This is a genomic window from Brucella oryzae (assembly GCF_041929965.1).
GTDB lineage: Bacteria > Pseudomonadota > Alphaproteobacteria > Rhizobiales > Rhizobiaceae > Brucella > Brucella oryzae.
This window is the reverse complement of the sequence record NZ_JBHEEO010000003.1, coordinates 1-22926: the sequence shown is the minus strand read 5'-3', so window position 1 is coordinate 22926 and position 22926 is coordinate 1. Positions and strand designations below refer to the sequence as shown.

The following is a 22926-nucleotide window of genomic DNA, read 5'->3' as shown; positions in this document are numbered from 1 at the left end:
GATAAAACTAGGAAAGCATGATGAAGACGGTGAAATTGGCCACTGAAAGCGCTGAAAGAACGGCGTCCAAACCGGATGAAAACACATGGACGCTCACAAACGCGCGTTTGCTCTACGATCTCCCATTCAATGATCTTCTTTTCGAGGCACAGAGCGTCCATCGTGCCAATTTCGACCCGAACCGCGTTCAGCTCAGCAAGCTACTCAACATCAAGACGGGCGGCTGTCCCGAAGATTGCGGCTATTGCAGCCAGTCGGCGCATCATGCCTCGGGCCTGAAAGCCTCGAAACTGATGGACCTTGATAGGGTTCTTGAAGAAGCACGGAAGGCAAAGGATAGCGGTGCGACCCGCTATTGCATGGGCGCTGCCTGGCGCAGCCCGAAGCCGCGCGACGAACCGGCGATTGTCGAGATGGTCAAACAGGTTAAGGCGCTTGGGCTGGAAACCTGCATGACACTCGGTATGCTGAACCCGGATCAGGCACAGACCTTCGCGGAAGCGGGCCTCGATTACTACAACCACAATATCGATACATCTGAGCGTTTCTATCCGCAGGTCATCACGACGCGCAGTTTCGATGACCGGCTGGAAACGCTTGCCAATGTCCGCGACGCCGGGATCAAGGTTTGCAGCGGCGGGATTCTCGGTCTTGGAGAAACCGAGGACGACCGCATCGACATGCTGGTGTCGCTGGCAAATCTGCCCACCCCGCCCGAAAGCGTGCCGATCAACATGCTGATCCCCATGCCGGGATCGCGGCTGGAAAAAGCCGAGCCTGTCGACCCAATCGCCTTTATCCGCATCATCGCGCTTGCCCGCCTGATGATGCCGCAATCGCATGTGCGGTTGACCGCCGGACGCCATGCGATGAGCGATGAAATGCAGGCGCTCTGCTTTTTCGCGGGCGCAAATTCGATCTTTATCGGCGACACGCTGCTGACCGCCGCCAATCCGGGCGAAGACCGCGACACCAGCCTCATGCGCCGGCTTGGCCTCACCGCCGACACAGCGGACGCCCATGCATGAACGCTGATCCATTGGCCCGCTATGCCGCCAGGCTGAAAAGCCTTGAGCGGCGCGGGCATCTGCGCAGGCTTTCGCATCATGGCGGCGCGGATTTCAGTTCGAACGACTATCTGGGCCTTGCCGCCGCGCCGTCACTCCGCGAGGCATTGATCGACGCGCTTAAAAACAGCCTTGCCAGCGGGGCGGGCGGGTCACGGCTGTTGCGCGGCAACCACCCGGAACACACGCTGCTGGAGGCCGAAGCCGCCACCTTTTTTCGCGCGCCGTCGATGCTCTATTTCAGCACCGGCTATGCAGCAAATCTTGGCGTTCTCTCAACCTTGCCGCAACGCGGCGACCTGATCGCCTATGACGCGCTGGTCCATGCCAGCGCGCATGAGGGGATGCGGGCCGGAAAGGCCGACACCGTTTCCATCCCGCATAATGATGCGGAGGCATTCGACACGGCGATCCGCACCTGGCGCAACAAGGGCGGAAGCGGCACGCCATGGATTGTGGTGGAAAGCCTCTATTCGATGGATGGAGACTGCGCGCCGGTCTCCGATCTCGTTGAAATCGCCGACCGCCATGATGCCTTTCTCTTCATCGACGAAGCCCATGCCACCGGCGTGCACGGACCGGACGGGCGCGGTTTTGCGGCGGGGCTGGAAGGCAGGCCAAATGTGATTGTGCTCCACACCTGCGGCAAGGCCATGGGCAGTTCCGGTGGGCTGGTTGCAGCAGATCCGATCCTGCGTGATTATCTCGTCAACCGCGCGCGGCCCTTCATCTATTCCACCGCGCCGTCCCCCTTGCAGGTATTCGCAACCCGGCTGGCACTGAAAACCATGGTTGCAGAAGACCATCGGCGGCAGGAATTGCACCGGCTTGTCGCTTTCGCCAATGCGCGTTTCGCCGATCTTTTCGGCAGGGCCGGCAGCGGAACGCAGATATTGCCGCTCATCATCGGCGATGCCGGGTGCGCCTTGCGCATCGCACGCCGCTTACAGGCCGAAGGCTTCGACATACGCGCCATCCGCCCGCCGACAGTGCCCTCCGGCACGGCGCGCCTGCGCATCACCATCACGCTCAATGTCGATGAACCCACAATAGCGCGCATGTTCGAGCGCCTTGCCGCGATCATGGGAGAGGAAACGATATGAACCGCACTTTCATTGTCACCGGCACCGATACGGGTATCGGAAAGACCGTCTTTTCCGCTGCGCTGACGGATGCGCTCGATGCCTGTTACTGGAAGCCGGTGCAATCGGGGCTGGACGAGGCGACCGACAGCCAAACCGTGGCAAGGCTGGCCGGGCTTTCGCGGCATCGGATCATCCCTGAAGCCTGGCGGCTCAAAACACCGGCTTCGCCGCATCTCTCCGCACGGATCGATGGCGTGGAAATCGATGCGGATGCGCTGGAAGTGCCGATGCTCGATGCGCCTCTGGTGATCGAAGGGGCAGGCGGATTGCATGTCCCGCTGACGCGCCGCACGACATTCATCGATGTTTTTGCGCGCTGGCGAAAGCCGGTCATCCTGTGTGCTAGAACCGGCCTTGGAACCATCAACCACACATTGCTTTCACTGGAGGCATTGAGCCGGCGCAATATTCCCGTACTCGGCATCGCCTTTATCGGCGAACCGCAACCCGACACCGAGGAGATTATCCCGGACATGAGCGGCGTGCGCAGGCTGGGCCGGTTGCCGCATCTGGCAAAACTTGACCGGGACGGGCTCCGCCGCGCCTTTCGCGAACATTTCGACATGAACGCTTTTAACGAGGCTTCCGCATGACCGGGCATTCTTCTCCTGTCTGGCATCCCTTCACCCAGCACGCCACCGAACCAGCTTTCCGCAGGATCGTCAAAACCGACGGCGCCTATCTGCACGATGAAACCGGCCGGTCGGTGCTGGACGCCATCTCCTCATGGTGGGTGATTACCCATGGGCACCGTCACCCGAAAATCATGACGGCGATCCGCGATGCGCTGGAACGCTTTGACCAGATCATCTTTGCCGAATTCACCCACGAACCGGCAGAAAGGCTTGCGCGTGATCTGGTCAGGCTTGCGCCACCGGGCCTTGCCCACGTCTTCTATTCCGACAGCGGCTCCACTGCGGTCGAGGTGGCGATCAAGATGGCGCTCGGTTTTTTTCACAACAGAAAAGAACCGCGTTCGCGCATCGTGGTGATGGAGCACAGCTATCACGGCGATACCATCGGCACCATGTCCACAGGCGCGCGCGGAGTGTTCAACGCGGCTTATGAGCCTCTGCTGTTTCAGGTTGACACCATCCCGTTTCCAATTGCGGGGCGGGAACAGGAAACGCTTGATGCGCTGGAGCAGTTCTGTCGCAGCGGCGATGTTGCTGCCCTGTTGATAGAGCCGCTGGTGCTGGGGGCAGGCGGAATGAAAATCTATCCCGCGCATCTCCTGTCCGAGTTCCGGCGGATCACGCGCCGCTATGGAACGCTGCTCATCGCCGACGAAGTAATGACAGGATGGGGACGCACCGGCACCCTGTTTGCTTGCGAACAGGCATCCATCACGCCGGATATTTTGTGCCTGTCCAAAGGCATTACCGGCGGTGCGCTGCCGCTGGCTGCGACACTCAGCACGGCTGAAATCTTCGACGCGCATTTTTCGACGGATCGCAGCCGCGCCTTCTTTCATTCCAGTTCCTATACGGCCAATCCGATTGCCTGCGCCGCCGCATGCGCCAATATCGACGTCTGGCAGACCGAACCCGTCGCAAACCGTATCGAGACGCTGGCGCAATGGCATGCGCAAAGGCTTGCCCGCTTTCAGGACGACCCCCGTTTCACCAATTTGCGCCAGCAAGGCACGATTGCCGCCCTTGATCTTGCCGTCGGGCAGACCGGCTATCTTTCCGATGCGGGACCGAAATTGAAAACCTTTTTCCGCGAACAGGGTGTGCTCCTGCGTCCGCTCGGCAATGTGATCTATCTGATGCCGCCCTATTGCGTGACGCCTGCCGATCTGGACCTTGCCTATGATGCCATCGATGCGGCAGCCGACAGGATCGGGATGGCGGCGCGATGAAGAGTGCAAGCCGCATGGCGGGCTTCGGCCATTATACGCCGGAGCGCCGGGTTGAAAATGCCGAACTGGAACAGCGGCTCGGGCTGGAATCCGGCTGGATCGAAAGGCGCACCGGCATTCGAGAACGGCGGTGGGCGGCACCCGGCGAAACCCTGACAGACATGGCAATGAAGGCCGGGAAAATGGCGCTCAATGATGCAGGTGTTCCACACAATTCGGTGGCGCTCGTCATTCTGGCTACATCGACGCCCGACCATCTTCTGCCGCCTTCCGCGCCGCTTCTCGCCCACAAGCTGGGACTCAAAAATTGCGGCGCGATCGATCTGGCGGGCGCCTGTTCAGGCTTCCTCTATGCGCTCGTGCTGGCCGACGGTTTCGTCAGAAATACCGGCAAGCCGGTTCTGGTGGTCGCCGCCAATATATTGAGCCGCCGCATCGATATGGAGGAGCGCAACACGGCCATTCTGTTTGCCGATGCCGCCGGGGCCGTCCTGCTTGCGCCATCGAACGATCCGCAGGCCGGATTGCGTGGATCGTCACTCCTGTCGGATGGCGGAAATTACGGCCTGATATCCATTTCCGCTGGCGACACGAAAATGACCATGCGGGATGGAAAAGCCGTCTTCGCGCAGGCCGTGCGCCTGATGACGCATTGCGCCAGGGATGCGTTGGAACAAGCGCAGCTTGGTACCGCTGATGTGGACAGGTTCTTTCCGCATCAGGCAAATACGCGGATCATCGACACGGTCTGCGACCAGCTTGAGCTGCCTGTTTCCATCGCTGCCAGAACGATTTGCGCATTCGGCAATTCGTCAGCGGCAACGATACCGCTGTCGCTGTCGCTCGCCGCCCGATCACGGCCTTTTCAGCCCGGTGAACAGCTGCTCCTGTCGGCAGCGGGTGCCGGAATGCTCGCCGGTGCCGCGGTCTGGGCGATTGGCGACAGCTAAAACCAGATCACGCGTCGTACTGGTTATGAAGGAACTCGTCGCAGCAGAACCATCAGCTTGCAGGGGCCGCTTTGATCGGATCGAGAGAGATGCACGGCCCGCCGGGTACGACTTCAGCCAAGCAGACAGGCGGCGACAGAAGTTTTCTTATCGCCACCTGTTTATTTTCAAGTTAGTTCAGCTGTCCATGGAGCGTATCTGGCGTGCGGTTGCCTGCAGTAGCGCGAACGCTTCGAAACGCCTGTCGTGCCATTTGGCGCGCTCTGCATCCGGCCTGTTCACCGCGCCAAGTTCCGACATAGCATGCATGGCGGCGGCAAGATCCGGATAGGCCCCAGACGCCACCGCGCCCAGCATGGCCGAACCAAGCAGCACCGGCTCCGGCGATGTGGAGGCAGCGATGACGAGACCCGTCGTGTCTGCGAGTACCTGCCGCACGAGATTTGAACGCGCGGCACCGCCCGAAACCACGATAGTATCGGTTTCGATTCCCTTTGCCTTCTGCGCCTCGACGATCTGCCGCGCACCATAACCAAGTCCGCACAGACCGGCGAGATAAAGTGCCGTCAAGCTGTCGATCCCGGCATCGAGATCAAGCCCGGCAATGATCGCGCGCGCATCAGGATCCGCGAACGGTGCGCGATTGCCGAGGAATTCCGGCACGACATGAATGTCACCGATGATCGCAGCCGCTTTGTCAACACCGCCCCTCGCCTCGACTTCGGCAGCAAGGCTGTCGGCCAGCCCTTTGCCCTGAGCCGCCGCCTGCTTTTCAGCTTCTGCCGCGAAAGGATGCATGTGGATCAGATGATCGATAGCAGCACCCGCCGCCGATTGTCCGCCCTCGTTCAGCCACAGACCCGGCACCATAGCCGAATAATATGGTCCCCAGACGCCATCCACGAAGACCGGCTGCTCGGTAGTGGTCATGGTGCAGGCCGACGTGCCGAACACATAGGCCATGCGCGACAATATCCGGCCTTCCGAACCGCGCGCCCCCACCGTGCCGATACCGCCTGCATGGGCGTCGATCAGACCGGCGGCAATTGCTATGCCCGGCTTTAAGCCCAGTTCAGCTGCAGCCTGTTCGTTCAATCCGCCAAGTTTCTCACCACCAGCGCGAACGTCGGTACCGATGCGGACGAAATTTTCATCCGCCAGTTCGCCAAGGCCAACTTCGCGGAAATAGGCTTCGTCCCAGCGATTTTCATGGCTGAGATAGGTCCATTTGCAGGTGACGGTGCAGGCGGAGCGGGCAAGACTGCCGCAGGATTTCCATGTGAGGAAATCAGTCAGATCGAAAAACTGCCAGGCTACGGCGAAAGTTTCAGGTTTGTTTTCCTTGAGCCACAGCAGTTTGGGCGTTTCCATCTCGGGCGAAATGGCGCCGCCCACATAATCGAGAACCCCGGCCCTCGTCGCATTGATGCGTTCGGCCTGAGCGATTGCGCGATGATCCATCCACACGATGATGTCACGCGCGGGATCGTTGGACGGGCCGACGGCAAGCGGTTTGCCTCCATCGCCCAGCACAACCAGCGAGCAGGTGGCGTCATAGCCGATACCGGCAATGTCGGCCGGATCGACACCCGCAAGCTTGACCGCTTCGCGCACGCTTTCGCAAACGGCCTGCCAGATATTAGCGCTCGACTGTTCCACGATGCTGCCCGCCTCACGCCAGATAGTGATATCGCTTTTGGCCGAAGCAAGCATGGTACCGCTGGCGTCGAAGAGACCGGCGCGGGCGCTGCCAGTGCCGACATCGACGCCCAGATAATAGCTCCTCATGGTCTCTCCCATTTACAGATCGAGGCTCTGCGGAAGAATGACCAGATCACGAATGGTGATGTTGCGCGGGCGGGTCAGCATGAACATCACCGATTCAGCCACTTCCTTCGCTTCCATCAAACTGCCGTTGGCAAGCGCTTCGTCGAGCTTGGCCTTCGGCCAATCACTGATGAGCGCGGTCACGACCGGACCCGGCAGAACGCCGCCAACGCGGATACCATGCGGGGCGACCTGACGGCGAACCGTATGCACGAAAGCCTGAACGGCGTGCTTGGAAGCCGTATAAATTGGCTCCCAGATCACCGGTACGACACCTGCGACGGAACTCGTCATGATGATATCGCCGGTCTTACGTTCCATCATATGCGGTAGCACTGCATGGATGGTGCGGAAGGCCGCATTGATATTGAGATTCAGCATGCGGTCCCAGGCATCCGGGTCGCCCTCCCACAGAGGACCACCGATATAGGCACCCGCATTGGCGTGGAAAACGTCGAGCTGCCCCGCCTGTTCAAGTATCTGCGGCATCATGGTGGCGACAGATGCCGGATTAAGCAGATCGACGACCAGCGGCTTTGCCTTGTCGCCAAGCTCGGCGCATTTTTCGACCAGCGCCTTCTCGTCGCGATCGACGAGAAACACTGTCATGCCCGCTTCGATCATGTGCTTTGCACATTCAAAGCCAATGCCGGAGGCAGCACCGGTAACGGCGCCAACTTTTCCGTTGAGATCCTGAGCCATTTTTCAGTCCTTAGAGGTTTAGGCGCGACCGTGCGACTGGCGCGAGCGGCGGGCAAGGGAATCGACGATCACTGCAATTGCAAGCACGGCACCTGTAATCATGTAGCGAAGCGAGGATGACAGATCGAGCAGCGTCAAACCGCTGGCAATCGACTGGATGACGATAATGCCGAGCAGGGCCGACCATGCGCTGCCGCGCCCGCCAAAGAGGCTGGTGCCGCCGATAACCGCCGCCGCAATGGCGTTGAGGTTGACGTCGCCGGTGCCTGCCTGCTGGCTGGAAGATGCCAGACGCGCCGCAGCCATGATGCCGCCTGCCGCCGCCAGTGTGGAGCACGCCATGAAAGCCGAAACATAGATGAAATTCACATTGATGCCGGCGCGGCGCGCGGCCTCGCGATTGCCGCCGACTGCCTGCACGGAGCGGCCCCATCTGGTGCGGGTAAGCGCATAGTTCATCGCGATCACCAGCGCCACGAACAGGCCGAACATCCAAGGCACACCGCGCGATTGGTTGAGATAGAACACCGCACCACCGACGATGATCGTGATGACAATGGCCTTGAGCGCGATCCCGGCTGACGACGGCGCCGACAGACCGGCTTCACGGCGGCGCCCAGCGGCGCGGAAACCGGTGAAGAAGATGGCCAGTCCCGCAACTGGTACAAATGCATAGGAAAGCGGGCGCGGCATGACCAGAAGCTGGCCGAAGCTCACGAGCCACGAGCCGTAAGGCAGATTGATGGAGCCGGTATTGCCGAGAAGATAAAGCTGAAGCCCAAGGGCTGCGAGCAGGCCGGCCAGCGTGGAAACGAAGCTCGGCATGCTGAAGCGGTTATAGAGAAATGCGTAAAGCAGGCCGATCAGCGCGCCGCTGCAAAGTGCTGCCAGCATCGCAAAGCCGACAGGCCAGCCGTGATTGACCCAGAGCACACCGACGATGGCCGAAGCCAGACCGCTGACCGAACCGACCGAAAGATCGATCTCGCCCAGCATCAGCACGCAGACGATGCCGAGCGAAATAACGCCGATGGTGGAGCAGTCGAACAGCAGATTGACGAGATTGTTGCTCGACAGAAAGACCGGGTTCAACGTCTGGAAAACGGTCCAGATGATGACGAGGCCGACGATAACCGGCAGCGATCCAAGATCTCCCGAACGAACACGGTCAAAGAAATTGCGCAGCGCGCCCAAAACGCCTTCATCATGGCGCACGCGTGTATCCTGGCGGTCGAGAGGGGTATTTCCGGTTGCCTGGTTCATTATGCTTCTCCCCGATCATGGACCTGACCGGCTTCATGCTGCGCCTGACGCCGTTCGGCGCGGCGGGAAACGGAGTTGCTGCTCGCGCCGGTAATGGCTGCGACCAGTTCCTCGTTCGAGGAATCCGGGTAGAAAACACCGTTGTTGCGGCCAAGCCGCAGCACGACGATGCGGTCTGCCACGGCGCGCACGTCTTCCATATTGTGGCTGATCATCAGAACCCCGAGCCCGCGGTCCCGCACACGCTCGATAAGATCGAGAACCTCAGCCGTCTGTGCCACACCCAGCGCTGCCGTCGGCTCGTCGAGCATGATGAGCTTCGGATCGAGCAGCAGCGAGCGCGAGATCGCAACCGTCTGGCGCTGACCACCGGAGAGCGAGGCCACCGGCTCGCGCACGCTTGGAATGCGGGCGGATAATTCGTTCAGAAGCTTCCACGCCTTGATTTCCATCGACACCTCGTCGAGGCGGTATGGGCTCATCTCCCGGCCAAGAAAGATATTGGCGACGACATCGAGGTTCTCGCACAGCGCCAGATCCTGAAAGACCGTCGCAATGCCGAGATCGAGAGCAACGCCGGGCGAGGAAAGCGTGACTTTCTCACCGTTGAACTCGATGGTGCCGGATGTCGGCTGATGGACGCCAGCCAGCGTCTTGATGAGGGTTGATTTTCCCGCGCCATTATCGCCGACAAGAGCGACAACCTCGCCCGGAAAGACTTCCAGATCGATATCGGTCAGCGCTGAAACGGCGCCGAAATTCTTGGATATACCGCTAAGACGCAGCACAGGCTGCGATGATGTCGCGGCGGCTTTGTGATCTTGGGACATGATCTCACTTTCCCTGGCACATAGCAGGACATGCCATTCCGCACCGAATTGCCCGGCCGGATAACCGGCCGGGCGTGTCGCTATTTAGTTGGTGATACCGAGCTTCTTGCAGCCTTCGGCATAACGGTCCACGCAGAGCGTAGCGGCGGGAACGATGTTCTTGTCGATGATCTCAGCCTTGAGGTTTTCAGCCGTCACAACCACTGGGACGAAAAGCTTCGACGGTGTGTTGTAAAGCGTAGCTTCGGCCTTCGGGGTTTCGCCATTCAGAAGCTGACCCGCGACGCGTGCAGCTTCTGCAGCAACGATTTCGGACGGCTTGTTGATCGTGTTGTACTGATCGCCCGAAATGATGAGCTGAAGTGCCGCAATCGTCGCATCATTGCCGGTGACCGGCGGAAGCGGATCGATGCCAGCCGCCTTCATGGCCGCAATCGCGCCGCCTGCGGTGCCGTCATTGGCAGCCACAACGCCGACGATCTGATCGCCAAAGCGGGTGATCTGGCCACTCGCCCATTGCTGGGCCTTGCTTGGCGCCCATTCAGGCGTGTCGTATTCGGCAAGCGTCTTGTAGCCGCTGTCCTTCAATCCGGCATGGATACCGTTCTTGATGAGACCGGCTGCGGCATCGGTCGGCGAGCCGTTGATCTGCAGAACGCCGCCCTTGTCACCCGGCACCCCCTTGTCCTTCAGGTGCTTGACGAGCGATTCCGCAATCGACTTGCCAATGGCTTCATTGTCGAACGAGACATAGAAATCGGAGGTCGCATCCGGGATCGGACGGTCATAGGCGATGACCTTGATATCCTGCGACTGGGCGAGCTTGACCAGCGAAGCTGCCGCTGCCGTATCGACCGCGTCGAGCACGATCACCTTCGCACCCTGCGAAATGACCGAATTGAACTGCTGCTGCTGTTTGCTCGCATCGCCATCGGCATTAAGATAAAGCACCTTGCAGCTTTCGCAGATCTTCTTCATCTCGGCAGCGAAGCCTGGATAATCGCGCTCCTCATAGCGTGTCGATGCCTGATCCGGCATCAAAAAGCCAACCACTGCATCCTTCACTTCCGCCTGTGCGCCACTGCTTGCGAAAGATGACAGCACCACTGCAGCAAAAGCTGCCTTACCGAACATATTCTTCATATCTCACTCCCACCATTTTTCCATTTCTGGTTCGACCAACTTGCGGGCGAATTAAAATTCGCTGCTCCACCCATATTTCTCCCCGCAGCGGCCTCCACTCCATGAATGCCGCTTCTTCGGCGTCGCTTCGTTTTGCAACTCATCGCATCACCGGGGCATTATTATGCTGCACCATCGATAGTGCAGCATTAACATTGCTCAACACCCCACATCTGGTCAAGAGGAAAATGACGGAGGAATAGGTCGGATTAGATCCCGCCCCCACTTGCGGTGAATGGTGTCTGCCCGTTAAGATCGGGCTCCAATTCAGACGGATAAGCGCGCTTGATGAGTATTCCCCGGAAAGTAACCATCTATGATATATCGGAGCGGGCAGGTGTATCTGCCTCAACCGTTGCTTCCGTTATGAATGGTTCATGGAAAAATCGGAGAATTACCAAAGCAACGGCCGATAAAATCCGAATGATAGCCGACGATCTCGGCTATACAATCAATCTTCAGGCGCGTGGACTACGTATATCGAATTCCGGCCTTATCGGCATGATCTTGCCGATGCTGGACAATCGCTATTTCAGCTCCATGGCAGCATCGTTCGAAACGGTGGCGCGCTCACGCAATCTTATCCCCGTTGTGGCCAGCACGTTGCGCGACCCACAACAGGAACGCAGCACTGTGGAAACGCTGATCGCCCATAATGTCGATGCCCTCTTGATCGCAGGCGCAACCGATCCGGACAGCGTCGCCAGACTCTGTGAAACGGCTCACCTGAAACATATCAATGTCGATCTTCCAGGAAAGCGCGGCGCGTCTGTGATCAGCGACAATTATGATGGCGCCCGCCAACTCACGCATCAGATTGCCCATCGTCGCCCCCGTCGAAAGGATAACAGTTTCTATTTCATTGGCGGAGTGGACAGTGACCACAATACACGCGCACGCGTTCAAGGCTACCGAGATGAGCTGGACGCTCTGAACCTCCCGGTACACGCTGATGCCATCATGACAAATGGCTACGATCCCGATATCGCCGCAAGGACGATCCGTGATATTTACAAAGAGCTGAATGGGCTACCCGAGGCCCTGTTCGTCAACTCGACGAGCCCCTTCGAGGGCGTCGTCAGCTTTCTCAAGACGCTTCCGGTCGATGAAGTTCGAGAATGCTCCATCGGGTGTTTCGACTGGGATCCCTTCATCGAGGTTCTGCATTTTCCGGTTGTCATGATCCGCCAGAATGTTCAGGCTATGATCGAGCGTGCATTTGAGCTTCTGGACGAACCGGCTCAAACAACCGACCTGCCTGAAATGATACGAACGGAACTGATCGTCCCGGCTGTTTAAAACCGGCTCTATGCCGCGCGTTGCAGTTGAAGGGCGCGCTCCATATCCGCCCGGTTGACTGTCGCACCGAACAAGGGAGTGCCGGTATCGAACAAACGGCTGAAAACCAGCGGTCCTGCATCGACAGGATCGAACCCGATACGGTCGATAAAGGCACCCACTTCCCTGCGTGCATCCGCATCGTTCCCGGCAACAGCAAGCGCACGGCGCTCGGGATCACCTTTCAAACGAGCTTCCTCATCTATTTCATGATAGCCCATGTGGTTGAAGCTCCGCACCAGTCGTGCACCCGGCAGGAAATCCTGCACAACCTCACTGCTTGAACGCTCACCCTCGAACTCTGCGATCATTCCGTCCGTCGGTGCCCAGTAGTTCATGGCGTCGATAACGATCTTGCCCTGCATCAATTCCGGCGCAAGATTGCGATATTTGGACAGCGGCAATGCAAGCACGACGATATCCGCAGCCGCAATCACGCTTTCGGCCGTATCGGCCCGCGCGCCTGGCACCATGATTTCCAGCACAAGTGCGATATCTTCCGGCGCTTTGGACGTTGCCAGCCGCACCTCATAGCCCGCCGCAATTGCACGGCGAGCTATGGCGGTGCCAACACGGCCCGCCCCCAATATGCCGATGGTCCTGACCTGAGATATTGGCATATTCCGTTTACTCCTGTTTATTTTCCAGAACCCAGTTCCGCATCGACAAGCGGCTTTACCTTGGTACCCAGCAGCTCTATCGAACGCAGGAATGCCTTGTGCGGCATTTGTCCGACGTCCATCTGTAAGAACTGCCGCATATGACCGATGTGCTTGTGCAACTCGACAATACGTTCGGCGATTTCCTCCGGACTGCCCGCAAAAATCGCACCTGCACCCCTTGCCTCACGGTCGTAATGCGAGCGGGGCGGTGGAGCGAAGCCCCGGATTTTGCCGATCTGTTCCATGACTGCATGCCAGTGAGTCCAGAAGAATTCTTTTGCTTCCGTGGCATTCTCACCGATGAAGCCCGGTGTTGCGACCGAGACCTTCACTCTTTCCGGTGCGATTTCCGCCTGGGCGGCCGCGCGCCGGTAAAGATCAGCCAGCGGTGCAAAACGCGATGCCTGCCCACCGATGATTGCGTAGGAAATTGGCAAACCGAGCAGGCCAGCACGAACCGACGAATGCGGATTTCCCCCGGTTGCGAGCCAGACTGGCAGCGAACCGCTATCTGGACGCGGTACAACAAGCGCGTCGTTCAACGCCGGACGAAATTTACCCTGCCAGGTGACGTTCTCGCTTTCATTGATCTTTAAAAGCAGATCGAGTTTCTCAGCATAAAGCTCGTCATAGTCGTTCAGATCATGTCCGAAAAGCGGAAAGGATTCGGTTGAAGAACCTCGACCAGCCGTAATTTCAGCACGACCGTTAGACAGCGCGTCCACCGTAGCAAACTGCTGATAGACCCGTACGGGATCATCGGTGCTCAGCACTGTTACAGCGCTGCCAAGTTTGATGTTCTTGGTGGTCGACGCCGCGGCGCCCAGAATGACGGTCGCAGCCGAAGCCGGCATCTCACGTGTATGATGCTCGCCAATACCGAAATAATCGAGGCCAACCTCATCGGCGAGCTGAATGGCTTCAAGCAAGTTGCGCGTTGCATCCGCCGTAGAGCCGAGCTCGCCAGTAGCGGTATTCTTCTGCACGTCCCCGAAACTATATACGCCTAGCTCCATGTCGTTCTCTCCTTGAGGCGCAGGGAACACCATACGCCTAATGGTATATATTAGTGACTGAGTGTAATATCGGTACTACCTGCCGACATGCAAGAAGGCACATTTTCGAAACCCGGTATCCTGAAAGTGCCTGTGATGAGATCAATTCGACGAGTAAATTTTCTCGCAAACCAGAAAAACACTATCGTCGGAGATCATGTAGACTGCCGGATTATCGGTCGTTTAACTTGGTTGTTCAGATTCCAGAGCATTTCCGGTTTTCCTGAATTATTGGAAATGCTCTATCCTTTTGTTTTTAAGCGTGTTTCATCCTGAAACCGGCCCGCTTGCGGGAAGCATGCTTTAATTGGAGACGAAGCCTTCATGATCAAGGGTATAGCGCTTCTATTGTTGTTCCAGCTATTTGGCGAAAGCATCATCTTCATGAGCGGGTTCCCCGTACCGGGCCCTGTTGTGGGACTCGTGCTTCTGTTCGTAGCCATGCAACTGTGCAAGACATTCAACTGGAATATCTTTGCCGAAGCTGAAACAGCGGCGGATGCATTTCTCAGCAATCTCGGTCTGCTCTTCGTTCCGGCCGGCGTTGGGGTGGTGGCGATGTGGAGCCAGATTCAGGGACAAGCTACCGCAATTCTGGCAATCGTCGTTGTCTCTGCAATTCTTACATTGGCGGTGACGGTCTGGACATTCGTTCTCGTACAGCGCTTCATGGGGCGGAGATAGCGTTATGAAACATCCACTTGAACTATGGGTTTACCTTTCAGCCTCGCCATTGCTCTGGCTCACTCTCACACTCTGCGCATGGATCGTGGCAACACAAATCTCGGTCCGGCTGAGGCGCCATCCGCTGGCCAACCCGGTTCTGATTTCCATCTTGTTGCTGTCCAGCCTGCTTGTGATTTTCGATGTTCCCTATACAAGTTTTTTTGAGGGAGCCCAGTTTATCCACTTCCTGCTTGGTCCAGCTACTGTCGCCATCGCAGTGCCTCTATTCCGCCAATGGCATCAGGTGCGGAAAGCCCTCATTCCGATGGGGGCCGCATTGGTCGTCGGTTCCTTCTTTGCTGTTTTTTCCATCGTCGTGATGGGCAAATGGGCCAATCTCTCCAATGAAGTGTTGATTTCTTTCCTTCCAAAATCGGCAACGGCAGGCGTGGCGATGGCAATTTCCTCCACGCTTGGCGGCACACCCTCACTCACAGCAGTACTGGTCGTACTGACCGGTATTATTGGAGCACTTGTCGTCACCCCTTTCATGAATGCGATGCGGATAACGGATTATGCGGCACGGGGATTTGCCGTTGGGTTGACATCGCACGGCATTGGAACTGCGCGCGCCTTCGATGTCAACGAAACGGCGGGACTGTTTGCCGGGATTGCCATGGCCCTGAATGCGATTGCAACCTCGCTTGTGGTTCCGTTGCTCGTCAAGTTACTCCTCAACTGAGTCCACAATCGGCTTTTAAGCGAGTGGCTGATTATCACCAAGCTGTCCCTGTAGCCCGCGAGCCATTGGCTCGCGGGCTACATATGGGAACCAAGAACTATAAGCCTATATATGTCGACAGTGCAGTTGATTTACTGCTTGATTGCCTCAGCCTGAATTTCAAGCTTGACCATCTTGGCCATACCTTCCTTGACGAGGAAGTCCACGCCCCATTGGGTGCGATCGATAGTTGTTTCAAAGTCGCCGCCGCAGACCTCCGCTTTGAAGATAGGGCTTTGATAACAACCGAATTTGGTGGCGGTCAGCTGAATTGGCTGTGTCTTTCCCTTCATGGTCAGATTGCCATCGACCGATACCAGCTTGTCTCCGGCGAAATTCCACCTGGTCGACTTGAATTCAATGGTCGGGAACTTTTCCGCGTCCAGCATGTCAGCACCTGTCACGTGCTTATCAAATGCGGCCATGCCTGTATTCAGCGTCTTTACCGGGATTGAAATATCCATCTTCCCATCCATGGTTTCAGGATCGAACGAGATATCGCCGTTGATCTCATAGAAACCGCCGCTGTTGGTCGATGTATTGAAATGATCAATATAGAAAACAGCTTTTGTGTGTGTTGGGTCCAGCTTGTAATCTGCCGCCTGAGCAGCCGAGATGGACAGCAACGAGGCGAAGATCGGCAGTGCGAATACTCTCATGTCTATTTCCTTATCGAGATGTAATGGTGAAGCGTGAATGCGAGCGAAATTTTGATAGTCCGCCTGAAGCAGTCATGCTTCGATGCCTTTGTAAGTAGCTTCACGGCCCAACGCTGAGTAGTGCGGATTTCGGTACTCAATGTCCTATAAATAGGACGGTTGCCGACAGGTGAATCGAGGCGGTGCAGAATGCTGCTCGGATTAGAGGAATTTTCCCGGCAGCGGTGGACGGCGCATGAAGAGTGTCACCAGCGCAGCAAGAGCGATACCGAGGCCGATCATGACGAACATGTCGCTGTAAGCCAGCACAAAAGCCTCACGTTGAACGGTTCTGGCGAGCATGGCCGTGGCTTGTGCAGTCACAGTCGCCGGGTCGCTGTTATGGATTTCCAGCATGGCAGCGGTTTGGTCGATGCGAGCCTGCACATCAGCAGCACCCCGTTCCAGGTGTAAACCGAGCAGATTGGAGTGCACCTGTTCCTGTATGCGTGTGAATGTGCTGACCGCAGCAAGCCCGATGGCTGTGCCGACTGTACGAACGATATGAACGAGAGAAGCAATCCATGGTATTTCCCTGACGCTGATATCTTCCGTTATCAGCACCATCAACGGCACTGCGGTAAATGGTGCGGCGATGGATTGCACGAACAGCGAAGGCAATATCTGATCCGACGTCCACAGATGCGTCAGATTGGACAGTATAAGAACGCCTGCGTCGAACAGCATCAGTCCGAAAGCGGCCATACTGCGTGGGTCCATTCTATAAGCCAGCCAGGCGACAAATGGTGTCAGAACGATCTGCGGCAAAGCCGAAACCCAGAACATTGTGCCGCTTTCCAGTGCACGATACCCCTGAATACGGATCAGGTATTGCGGCAGCAGAAAAGCAGAGGTCATCAGCCCGATACGCATGGCGAACATCAAGAACAAGCTGAAACCAATATTGCGTCTGGCAAGCAGGCGCGGGCTGACGACGGGGTCTGGATGCCACAATGCATGGATGAGATAGATGCTTAGAAAGAACAAGGCTGAAGCCAGCAGACCCACGATCAATCCCGATCCAAGCCAGTCGAGGCGATTGCCCTGATCAAGTGCCGTTACCAATGCCGCCAGCCCGAAAGACAGCGCCAGCAGACCGAACCCGTCATGTCTGCGGAAACACAGGAACTTGATAGGATCGTTGGCAAGTCCGTACGCTCCGGCCAGCAGGGTAAGGCTGCCAGGCACGATATTGATCCAGAACAGATATTCCCATGAAAGATGGGTAATTACCCATCCTTCGATGCTGACGGCAAGATTAGGCGTAAGAGACGAGGCAAGCGCGTAAAGCGATAATCCATAAAGCCGTAAGTGCTGCGGCAGATGCCGCATAATCACGGCATAAGCCATCGGCATCAGGATACCTGCACTCAGGCCGCGTATCGCCTGGACGCTGATAAGTGTCTGGAGATTGGGGCTGAGTGGCGCCACCATCGATGCAACCGTGAAAATGAGTGCACCGATCATAACGCCACGGGCAGGTGAGAGGATGGAGCGCAACCAGACGGCAGATGGTATAGCTGCCACTTCGGCCACGACATAAGCTGTCGTCAGCCAGCTTGCCTCATCCATACTGACGCCAAGTGCTCCGCGAATATCAGCAAGTCCGATATCGGTAAGGCGGGAGTTCAACAGGGATGTCGTCGTGCCGAGCAAGACGGCGGCGACACCGACCAGAGCCCGCATGTCGGGCAGTCCTGTGGGGCGCGATTGGGCGGCACCCTGAACGGTCGTAGCGATGGACATGGCTTTTCTGCTCCCGCCGCCTGCCGGTTTCAAACCAAGTTTCGCGACACGCGGTCTAACTAGCTATTTGATGAGACTGGCAGTCGTCTCGATGCTTTGGTCAGTATGCACGGTTGCAATAACCGACATTCCTGGACGAAGCAGGCTGTCGAGTTCATTATCCCGCTCCAGTGCGATGCGTACGCCGACGCGCTGAGCCACCTTCGTGAAATTGCCGGTCGCGTTGTCCGGCGGCAGCAGACTGAACTCCGAACCTGTTGCCGGTGAAAGCCGCTCCACATGACCGCGCAATTCCTTGCCCGGGAATGTATCCACCGTCACGCTGACAACCTGCCCCGGCCTGAACTTGGCCAACTGCGTTTCCTTAAAGTTGGCGACCACATAAAGCTTCGAGACAGGCACGACCGAAACAAGCTGTGATCCGACTCGCACATATTGCCCTTCACGTACGCTACTGACACCCACGACACCATCGACCGGGGCTGTGATGCGTGTACGATCCAGGTCGATCTGCGCGAGCCGCAATGCAGCCCTCTGACTGGACAGTTCTGCTTGCGCTTGATCGGACTGGGTTGCGAGAACGTCCAGCTTCTGGCGCTCGGCTCCTATTTCGGCTTGCTTCTCGGCAATCTGCGCTTCTATGCGTTTGACATCGGCAATTGCGGCCTCCAGCTTTTGCGCGGTCGACCAGCCGTTTTTCGTCAGAGACGTCTGGCGTTGGCCCTCGCTTACGATACGTTCGCGATCAGCATTGAGCGCGGCCAGCCCCGCTTCTGCCTGCTCGATCACACGCTGCTGCAAGGTGATGTTGCTCTGTGCATTGCGGATTGCAGCCTGTGCGGCGGTTACACTTGCCTTGGCTTGATCCACCTTGGCCTGATACTGAGTCGGGTCGATCTCCATCAGCAATTGGCCGACCTTGACGTGCTGGTAGTCTTCTACGAGCAGGTGCACGACACGCCCGCCAACTTCAGCGCTGACCGGCGTTGTGTCGGCACGCAGATAAGCATTATCGGTCGTCTGGCTGGTCATGCCGGCAACCCAACTGCCCCAGCCAAGCGGAATGACGATGGCAAGACCGATCCCGGCAACAATCACAGACGCACGTGCAAGGCTGAGATAGACCCGGCGGCGAGACTTTCTGGTTGCTTTTGGGGTCTCCGGCTTTTCCTTGGCTGGAGCTGGCTGCTGCAAGAGAACAACTGGCTTGTTCATAACACGCAGTTCCTGAATTGATTGTCTGAATCGGTGCCCGATGGTGAGAACCGAAAGGCGAAGCCGTGGCTTCGCCTTTCGGTTTCGACACAGGACGGGTGTCGTTAGTTCTGGTAACTGGAAGGCGAAGCATCACCAAAGCGATGTGCCGAACCGTTCTCTGTGACCTGTTTTGCAGGAGTGATCGCAGCCGTGCTCGTGAAATCGAGCTTGCGGAACGAAGTGTTCACGCTCCGTCCAGGCAGAACAAATGCCTTGTCCTGTGCAGCCATGGCTTCCGGCTGGCCAACGAATGGGTTTTCAGCCGAAGCGATGCCTGTGCTGAACACAATCGCGGTGATGGCAAGAGCAATCTTTTTCATTTTCTGTCTCCTTGGACCTTGCTTTCGGCTCGAGAAAATCGAAGCCGTTCGATGAAGCGAATATGGCGCCTACCCTTCCATGATTGAAATGATTTGTTATAATTTGAATTATGAGCAGTATTCATAATATCGACCTCAATCTCATCCGCGTCTTCAATGCTCTGATGGAAGAGCGGAACGTGACCAAGGCGGGGGAAAGACTTAATCTCACCCAGTCCGCAGTCAGTCATGCTCTCGGGAAGTTGCGTCAAGCGCTGTCGGACGAGCTGTTCGTGCGTGGGCCGCAGGGGATGCACCCGACGCCACGAGCGGAGGAATTATCGCAGCCGCTGCGTGCCGCCCTTGCCGATATATCGGCGGCACTTTCACCGGTGCAATTTGATCCTGCCACGGCGGATATGAGTTTCGTGGTCGCCACTTCCGATTTTTATATCGGCACTCTCTTCCCGGCTGTCATGGCGCGGCTTGAACGGGAAGCGCCCGGTGTCCGGCTTTGGCTGCGGTTATTCAACGATCTCAATCTCGTTGAAGAACTGGATCGGGGAACGTTACATTTGGTTGTTGGCGCATTCGGGCGCGTTCCCAGCCGCTTCAGGCGTGAACCGCTCGTATCCGTCGATAGTGTCTGGATCATGCGCGAAGGCCATCCGGCCTCTTCTGCTGCACTGACGATTGAGACGCTCGGCCATTATCCGCATATTGACGTCTTGTTGTCGGGCCGCGCGGCAATGGAAGCTGCTGGCATGCAAGAGCAAGAAGGTCTTGAACGCGCATTTGTAACCAGCAATCCACCGTTTCTTGAGGGTCTGCTGCGGGACGCGGGGCTGTCTCGCCGCATCGGCGCAACAGTTTCCCTTATTCTTGCCGTGCCGCCGCTTGTGGCGTCAACCGACATGATCGCCCTTGTGCCGCGTAGCGTGGCGGAAACCTATAAAGACACTTATGGCCTCGTTCTGCATGAGGCGCCCTATCCGCTGCCAGCCACTCAGATCAACATGCTGTCGCACAATACTTTCGGGGCGCATCCGGCTGTTGCCTGGTTGCGCTCCATTCTCCGTGAGGCGATAAAAACCTCATAATCCCGGTCAGCAAGCAAGGCTCGCTGACCGGGATTATTGTGGCAGGCGGATTATTTGCCGGTCGTCATCGTGTTGTAGCTGGTGATCAGGTTCCGATAATCCGGAATGTGGTTTGCAAACAGCGTGCCCAGACCTTCAATATCGTTGCGCCAGTCGCGATGCAGTTCGCAAGCCACACCGAACCAGGTCATCAGTTGCACACCGGCTGCGCTCATGCGGTCCCAGGCCGAATGGCGGGTTACTTCACTGAAAGTACCTGACGCATCGGTGACGACAAAGACGTCGAAACCAGCCTCGATGGCAGACAATGCCGGGAAGGCCACGCAGACTTCGGTCACGACACCGGCGATCAGCAATTGCTTTTTACCGGTAGCCTTCACCGCCTTGACGAACTCTTCATTGTCCCAGGCGTTGATCTGTCCCGGTCGGGCAATGTAAGGCGCATCGGGAAACGCTTCCTTCAGTTCCGGCACCAATGGGCCGTTCGGGCCGTTTTCAAAACTGGTAGTCAGAATGGTCGGCAGCTTGAAATATTTGGCAAGATCGGCAAGGGCGAGCACGTTGTTCTTGAACTTGTCCGGATCGAAATCCCGTACCAGCGACAGCAGGCCGGTCTGGTGATCGACGAGAAGAACAGCAACGTCATCCTTGTCGAGGCGTACATATGGCTTGGTCATCGACGGTTCCTTTCTGGAAGCCAGAGTTTGGATCGCCGCCCGTATATTCGTGTTACGGTTGGCATTAGTGGAATGAATGAAAGCTATCTCAGCAACGAAAAGCGCAAAAGATTGTAAAAATCGACGTTGCGTTCTATCAATAGAACGATGGAAGACCTGAACGACCTTTATTACTTTGTGCAGGTGGTGGATCATGGCGGCTTCGCGCAGGCAGGCCGCGCCATGGGCCTGCATAAATCGAAACTCAGCCGCCGCATTGCGCTTCTGGAGGAGCGGTTGGGTGTCCGATTGATTCAGCGCTCGTCGCGCCACTTTTCCGTCACCGATATCGGACGTGAATATTACCGCCGCTGTCTCGCCGTTCTGGTGGAAGCGGAAGCCGCGACTGCTTTCATCGCACAACATCGCGACGAGCCGCAGGGCGTGGTGCGGGTAAGCTGCCCGACAGCGCTGATTTCATTCCAGTTCGGTGTGTTATTCGCAAAATTTCTCACAGCCTACCCAAAGGTGGATCTGCATCTTGAAAGCACCAATCGCCGTGTTGATGTGATCGGCGAACGGTTCGACGTTTCCATCCGCGTGCGGTTTCCACCGCTGGAGCAGACCGATCTTCTGATGCGGAAACTGGATGACAGCTCGCAATATCTGGTCGCGCGGCCGGGATTTCTTAAAACGCCGGTCACAACACCCGCTGGCCTGACAGGCCTGCCAAGCCTTGCATGGACATCGGCCTCCCATAATTATGAATGGCGGCTTGAAAAGCATAATGGTGAGCGTGCCGTTATTCCGCACCGCCCCCGTCTTCTGACTGACGACATGGCAGCCTTGCGCGACGCAGCACTCGACGGAGCCGGGATCGTACAATTGCCAACGATGATGATCTGGCGGGATCTGGCGGCAGGCACATTGGTGCCGGTTCTACCCGAATGGCGTCCGGCATCGGGCATTGTGCATGCGGTATTTCCATCTCGGCGCGGCCTGTTGCCTTCAGTGCGGACCCTGATCGACTTTCTGGCAAGGGAATGCGCTGTGCAACGCAAAGCCATCGATGAAAGTATTTTCTGGCCGGGAGCGGCGAAACACACTGAAACGTGAACGTAGAGATGCTGCGATAACGTGAATTTTATCAGATAAGGGTGATCCCGGTGCGTAATGATCTGTCTTCCATTTTCAGGGTGGAGGACCCATGACAGCGACAGACCCGAACCACGACACACCGCTGATATTTCCATTTCTAGCGCCTTTATATCGCAAGACTCACGATTCAGCCTATACGGCGCTGAGAGTAACCAGCGGCGGTATCATGAGTTGGTTTGGCTGGGAGAAACTCTTCAATGGCGACATGCCCCGCGACATCGAGCTGTTTCAGCAGCTGGGTCTCGAACCCGCAGTGCCGCTGGCCTATTTCACCAGTGGGCTGGAGTTTTTCGGCGGCATTGCCATTGCGCTTGGCCTGCTGACCCGTCCGCTTTCCTTCATGCTTTTCATTCAGATGATTGTCATTCTGGTCATGGTCATGATCCCGCGCGGCTCCGGCTTTCAGCTTTCAACCGTCTGGCTAGGTGTCTTCGCCTATCTGAGCACACAGGGCAGCGGACGTTGGTCAGTAGACCGATTGATCGGTAGACAGTTCTAGTGGATTGAATTTGACGTTTGATACCCGTCCGATGTTAATCCCGTTTCAAACGCCAAATTCAAAAAAATCCTATAGATTCATAAAGTTACTAGTGGTCTGAAAAAGGCGGCAGTTGCCTGCCGCCCTTCTGTGCTTCGGTTTCATCAGCTGCGCTGTGAATCGAGCTGTTCGTGGTTCTTTT

23 protein-coding genes are annotated in these 22926 nt (G+C 57.1%); 11 read left to right on the top strand and 12 right to left on the bottom strand.

The window, feature by feature from the left end:
- Positions 1-20: 20 nt before the first annotated feature.
- The 5 genes from bioB to JNC70_RS03570 are packed head-to-tail and all read left to right on the top strand — an operon-like array spanning position 21 to position 5026.
- Positions 21-1028 carry a biotin synthase BioB gene (gene bioB / locus JNC70_RS03590; protein ID WP_374788545.1) on the top strand — a complete coding sequence of 336 codons (1008 nt, stop codon included), beginning with the start codon at positions 21-23 and terminating at the stop codon, positions 1026-1028.
- Entirely contained in the window at positions 1025-2170 is a 1146-nt protein-coding gene (locus tag JNC70_RS03585; RefSeq protein WP_104755692.1) for an 8-amino-7-oxononanoate synthase, read from the top strand. The genes bioB and JNC70_RS03585 overlap by 4 nt, the downstream gene beginning before the upstream one ends.
- On the top strand, positions 2167-2805 hold the full coding sequence (gene bioD, locus JNC70_RS03580; RefSeq protein WP_104755693.1) for a dethiobiotin synthase: 639 nt from the start codon (positions 2167-2169) through the stop codon (positions 2803-2805). Before JNC70_RS03585 ends, bioD begins: the two co-directional genes overlap by 4 nt.
- Positions 2802-4076 (top strand): adenosylmethionine--8-amino-7-oxononanoate transaminase, encoded by a 1275-nt coding sequence (locus JNC70_RS03575; protein ID WP_104755694.1) that lies wholly within the window; start codon positions 2802-2804, stop codon positions 4074-4076. The genes bioD and JNC70_RS03575 overlap by 4 nt, the downstream gene beginning before the upstream one ends.
- Positions 4073-5026, top strand: a complete 954-nt coding sequence (locus tag JNC70_RS03570) for a beta-ketoacyl-ACP synthase III (protein WP_104755695.1) — start codon at positions 4073-4075, stop codon at positions 5024-5026. Before JNC70_RS03575 ends, JNC70_RS03570 begins: the two co-directional genes overlap by 4 nt.
- Positions 5027-5203: 177 nt before the next feature.
- On the opposite strand, the gene JNC70_RS03565 is transcribed toward JNC70_RS03570, so the two are convergent.
- The 5 genes from JNC70_RS03565 to JNC70_RS03545 all read right to left on the bottom strand — a co-directional run bounded on the left by JNC70_RS03565 (position 5204) and on the right by JNC70_RS03545 (position 10782).
- On the bottom strand, positions 5204-6814 hold the full coding sequence (locus JNC70_RS03565; RefSeq protein WP_104755696.1) for an FGGY-family carbohydrate kinase: 1611 nt from the start codon (positions 6812-6814) through the stop codon (positions 5204-5206).
- A 12-nt stretch (positions 6815-6826) separates the two neighbouring features.
- Positions 6827-7555, bottom strand: coding sequence for an SDR family oxidoreductase (locus JNC70_RS03560; protein WP_104755697.1), 729 nt, complete (start codon positions 7553-7555; stop codon positions 6827-6829).
- Between the two features lie 18 nt (positions 7556-7573).
- Complete coding sequence (locus JNC70_RS03555) at positions 7574-8818, bottom strand: sugar ABC transporter permease (protein ID WP_104755698.1); 1245 nt, start codon at positions 8816-8818, stop codon at positions 7574-7576.
- Positions 8818-9648 (bottom strand): ATP-binding cassette domain-containing protein, encoded by an 831-nt coding sequence (locus tag JNC70_RS03550; protein WP_104755699.1) that lies wholly within the window; start codon positions 9646-9648, stop codon positions 8818-8820. The genes JNC70_RS03555 and JNC70_RS03550 overlap by 1 nt, the downstream gene beginning before the upstream one ends.
- Positions 9649-9732: 84 nt before the next feature.
- Positions 9733-10782 (bottom strand): ABC transporter substrate-binding protein, encoded by a 1050-nt coding sequence (locus tag JNC70_RS03545; RefSeq protein WP_374788551.1) that lies wholly within the window; start codon positions 10780-10782, stop codon positions 9733-9735.
- Positions 10783-11118: 336 nt separating this feature from the next.
- Here JNC70_RS03545 and JNC70_RS03540 point away from each other — a divergent pair, with 336 nt between their 5' ends.
- Positions 11119-12129 carry a substrate-binding domain-containing protein gene (locus JNC70_RS03540; protein ID WP_104755701.1) on the top strand — a complete coding sequence of 337 codons (1011 nt, stop codon included), beginning with the start codon at positions 11119-11121 and terminating at the stop codon, positions 12127-12129.
- Between the two features lie 8 nt (positions 12130-12137).
- Here the strand turns inward: JNC70_RS03540 and JNC70_RS03535 are convergent, their stop codons facing one another.
- Complete coding sequence (locus JNC70_RS03535) at positions 12138-12788, bottom strand: NADPH-dependent F420 reductase (protein WP_104755702.1); 651 nt, start codon at positions 12786-12788, stop codon at positions 12138-12140.
- A 17-nt stretch (positions 12789-12805) separates the two neighbouring features.
- Positions 12806-13846 carry an LLM class flavin-dependent oxidoreductase gene (locus JNC70_RS03530; RefSeq protein ID WP_104755703.1) on the bottom strand — a complete coding sequence of 347 codons (1041 nt, stop codon included), beginning with the start codon at positions 13844-13846 and terminating at the stop codon, positions 12806-12808.
- A gap of 363 nt (positions 13847-14209) precedes the next feature.
- Here JNC70_RS03530 and JNC70_RS03525 point away from each other — a divergent pair, with 363 nt between their 5' ends.
- Positions 14210-14569 carry a CidA/LrgA family protein gene (locus JNC70_RS03525; protein WP_104755704.1) on the top strand — a complete coding sequence of 120 codons (360 nt, stop codon included), beginning with the start codon at positions 14210-14212 and terminating at the stop codon, positions 14567-14569.
- A 4-nt stretch (positions 14570-14573) separates the two neighbouring features.
- Entirely contained in the window at positions 14574-15293 is a 720-nt protein-coding gene (locus JNC70_RS03520) for an LrgB family protein (protein WP_104755705.1), read from the top strand.
- Between the two features lie 131 nt (positions 15294-15424).
- On the opposite strand, the gene JNC70_RS03515 is transcribed toward JNC70_RS03520, so the two are convergent.
- The 4 genes from JNC70_RS03515 to JNC70_RS03500 all read right to left on the bottom strand — a co-directional run bounded on the left by JNC70_RS03515 (position 15425) and on the right by JNC70_RS03500 (position 19353).
- Positions 15425-15991, bottom strand: coding sequence for a YceI family protein (locus JNC70_RS03515; protein WP_104755706.1), 567 nt, complete (start codon positions 15989-15991; stop codon positions 15425-15427).
- Between the two features lie 201 nt (positions 15992-16192).
- Positions 16193-17776: a DHA2 family efflux MFS transporter permease subunit gene (locus tag JNC70_RS03510; RefSeq protein ID WP_104755707.1), complete on the bottom strand. Its 1584-nt coding sequence runs from the start codon at positions 17774-17776 to the stop codon at positions 16193-16195.
- 63 nt (positions 17777-17839) lie between these two features.
- Positions 17840-18991, bottom strand: coding sequence for an HlyD family secretion protein (locus JNC70_RS03505; RefSeq protein WP_104755708.1), 1152 nt, complete (start codon positions 18989-18991; stop codon positions 17840-17842).
- Between the two features lie 104 nt (positions 18992-19095).
- The gene (locus JNC70_RS03500) at positions 19096-19353 is read right to left on the bottom strand and encodes a hypothetical protein (protein ID WP_104755709.1); all 258 of its coding nucleotides are present in this window, start codon (positions 19351-19353) and stop codon (positions 19096-19098) included.
- 110 nt (positions 19354-19463) lie between these two features.
- On the opposite strand from JNC70_RS03500, the gene JNC70_RS03495 reads away from it, so the two are divergent.
- Entirely contained in the window at positions 19464-20432 is a 969-nt protein-coding gene (locus JNC70_RS03495) for a LysR family transcriptional regulator (protein ID WP_104755710.1), read from the top strand.
- Positions 20433-20482: 50 nt separating this feature from the next.
- Here the strand turns inward: JNC70_RS03495 and ycaC are convergent, their stop codons facing one another.
- Positions 20483-21109 (bottom strand): isochorismate family cysteine hydrolase YcaC, encoded by a 627-nt coding sequence (gene ycaC / locus JNC70_RS03490; protein WP_104755711.1) that lies wholly within the window; start codon positions 21107-21109, stop codon positions 20483-20485.
- A gap of 147 nt (positions 21110-21256) precedes the next feature.
- On the opposite strand from ycaC, the gene JNC70_RS03485 reads away from it, so the two are divergent.
- Both JNC70_RS03485 and JNC70_RS03480 read left to right on the top strand, forming a co-directional pair.
- Positions 21257-22204 carry a LysR substrate-binding domain-containing protein gene (locus tag JNC70_RS03485; RefSeq protein ID WP_104755712.1) on the top strand — a complete coding sequence of 316 codons (948 nt, stop codon included), beginning with the start codon at positions 21257-21259 and terminating at the stop codon, positions 22202-22204.
- Between the two features lie 91 nt (positions 22205-22295).
- Positions 22296-22745: a DoxX family protein gene (locus tag JNC70_RS03480; RefSeq protein ID WP_104755713.1), complete on the top strand. Its 450-nt coding sequence runs from the start codon at positions 22296-22298 to the stop codon at positions 22743-22745.
- Positions 22746-22926: the final 181 nt, after the last annotated feature.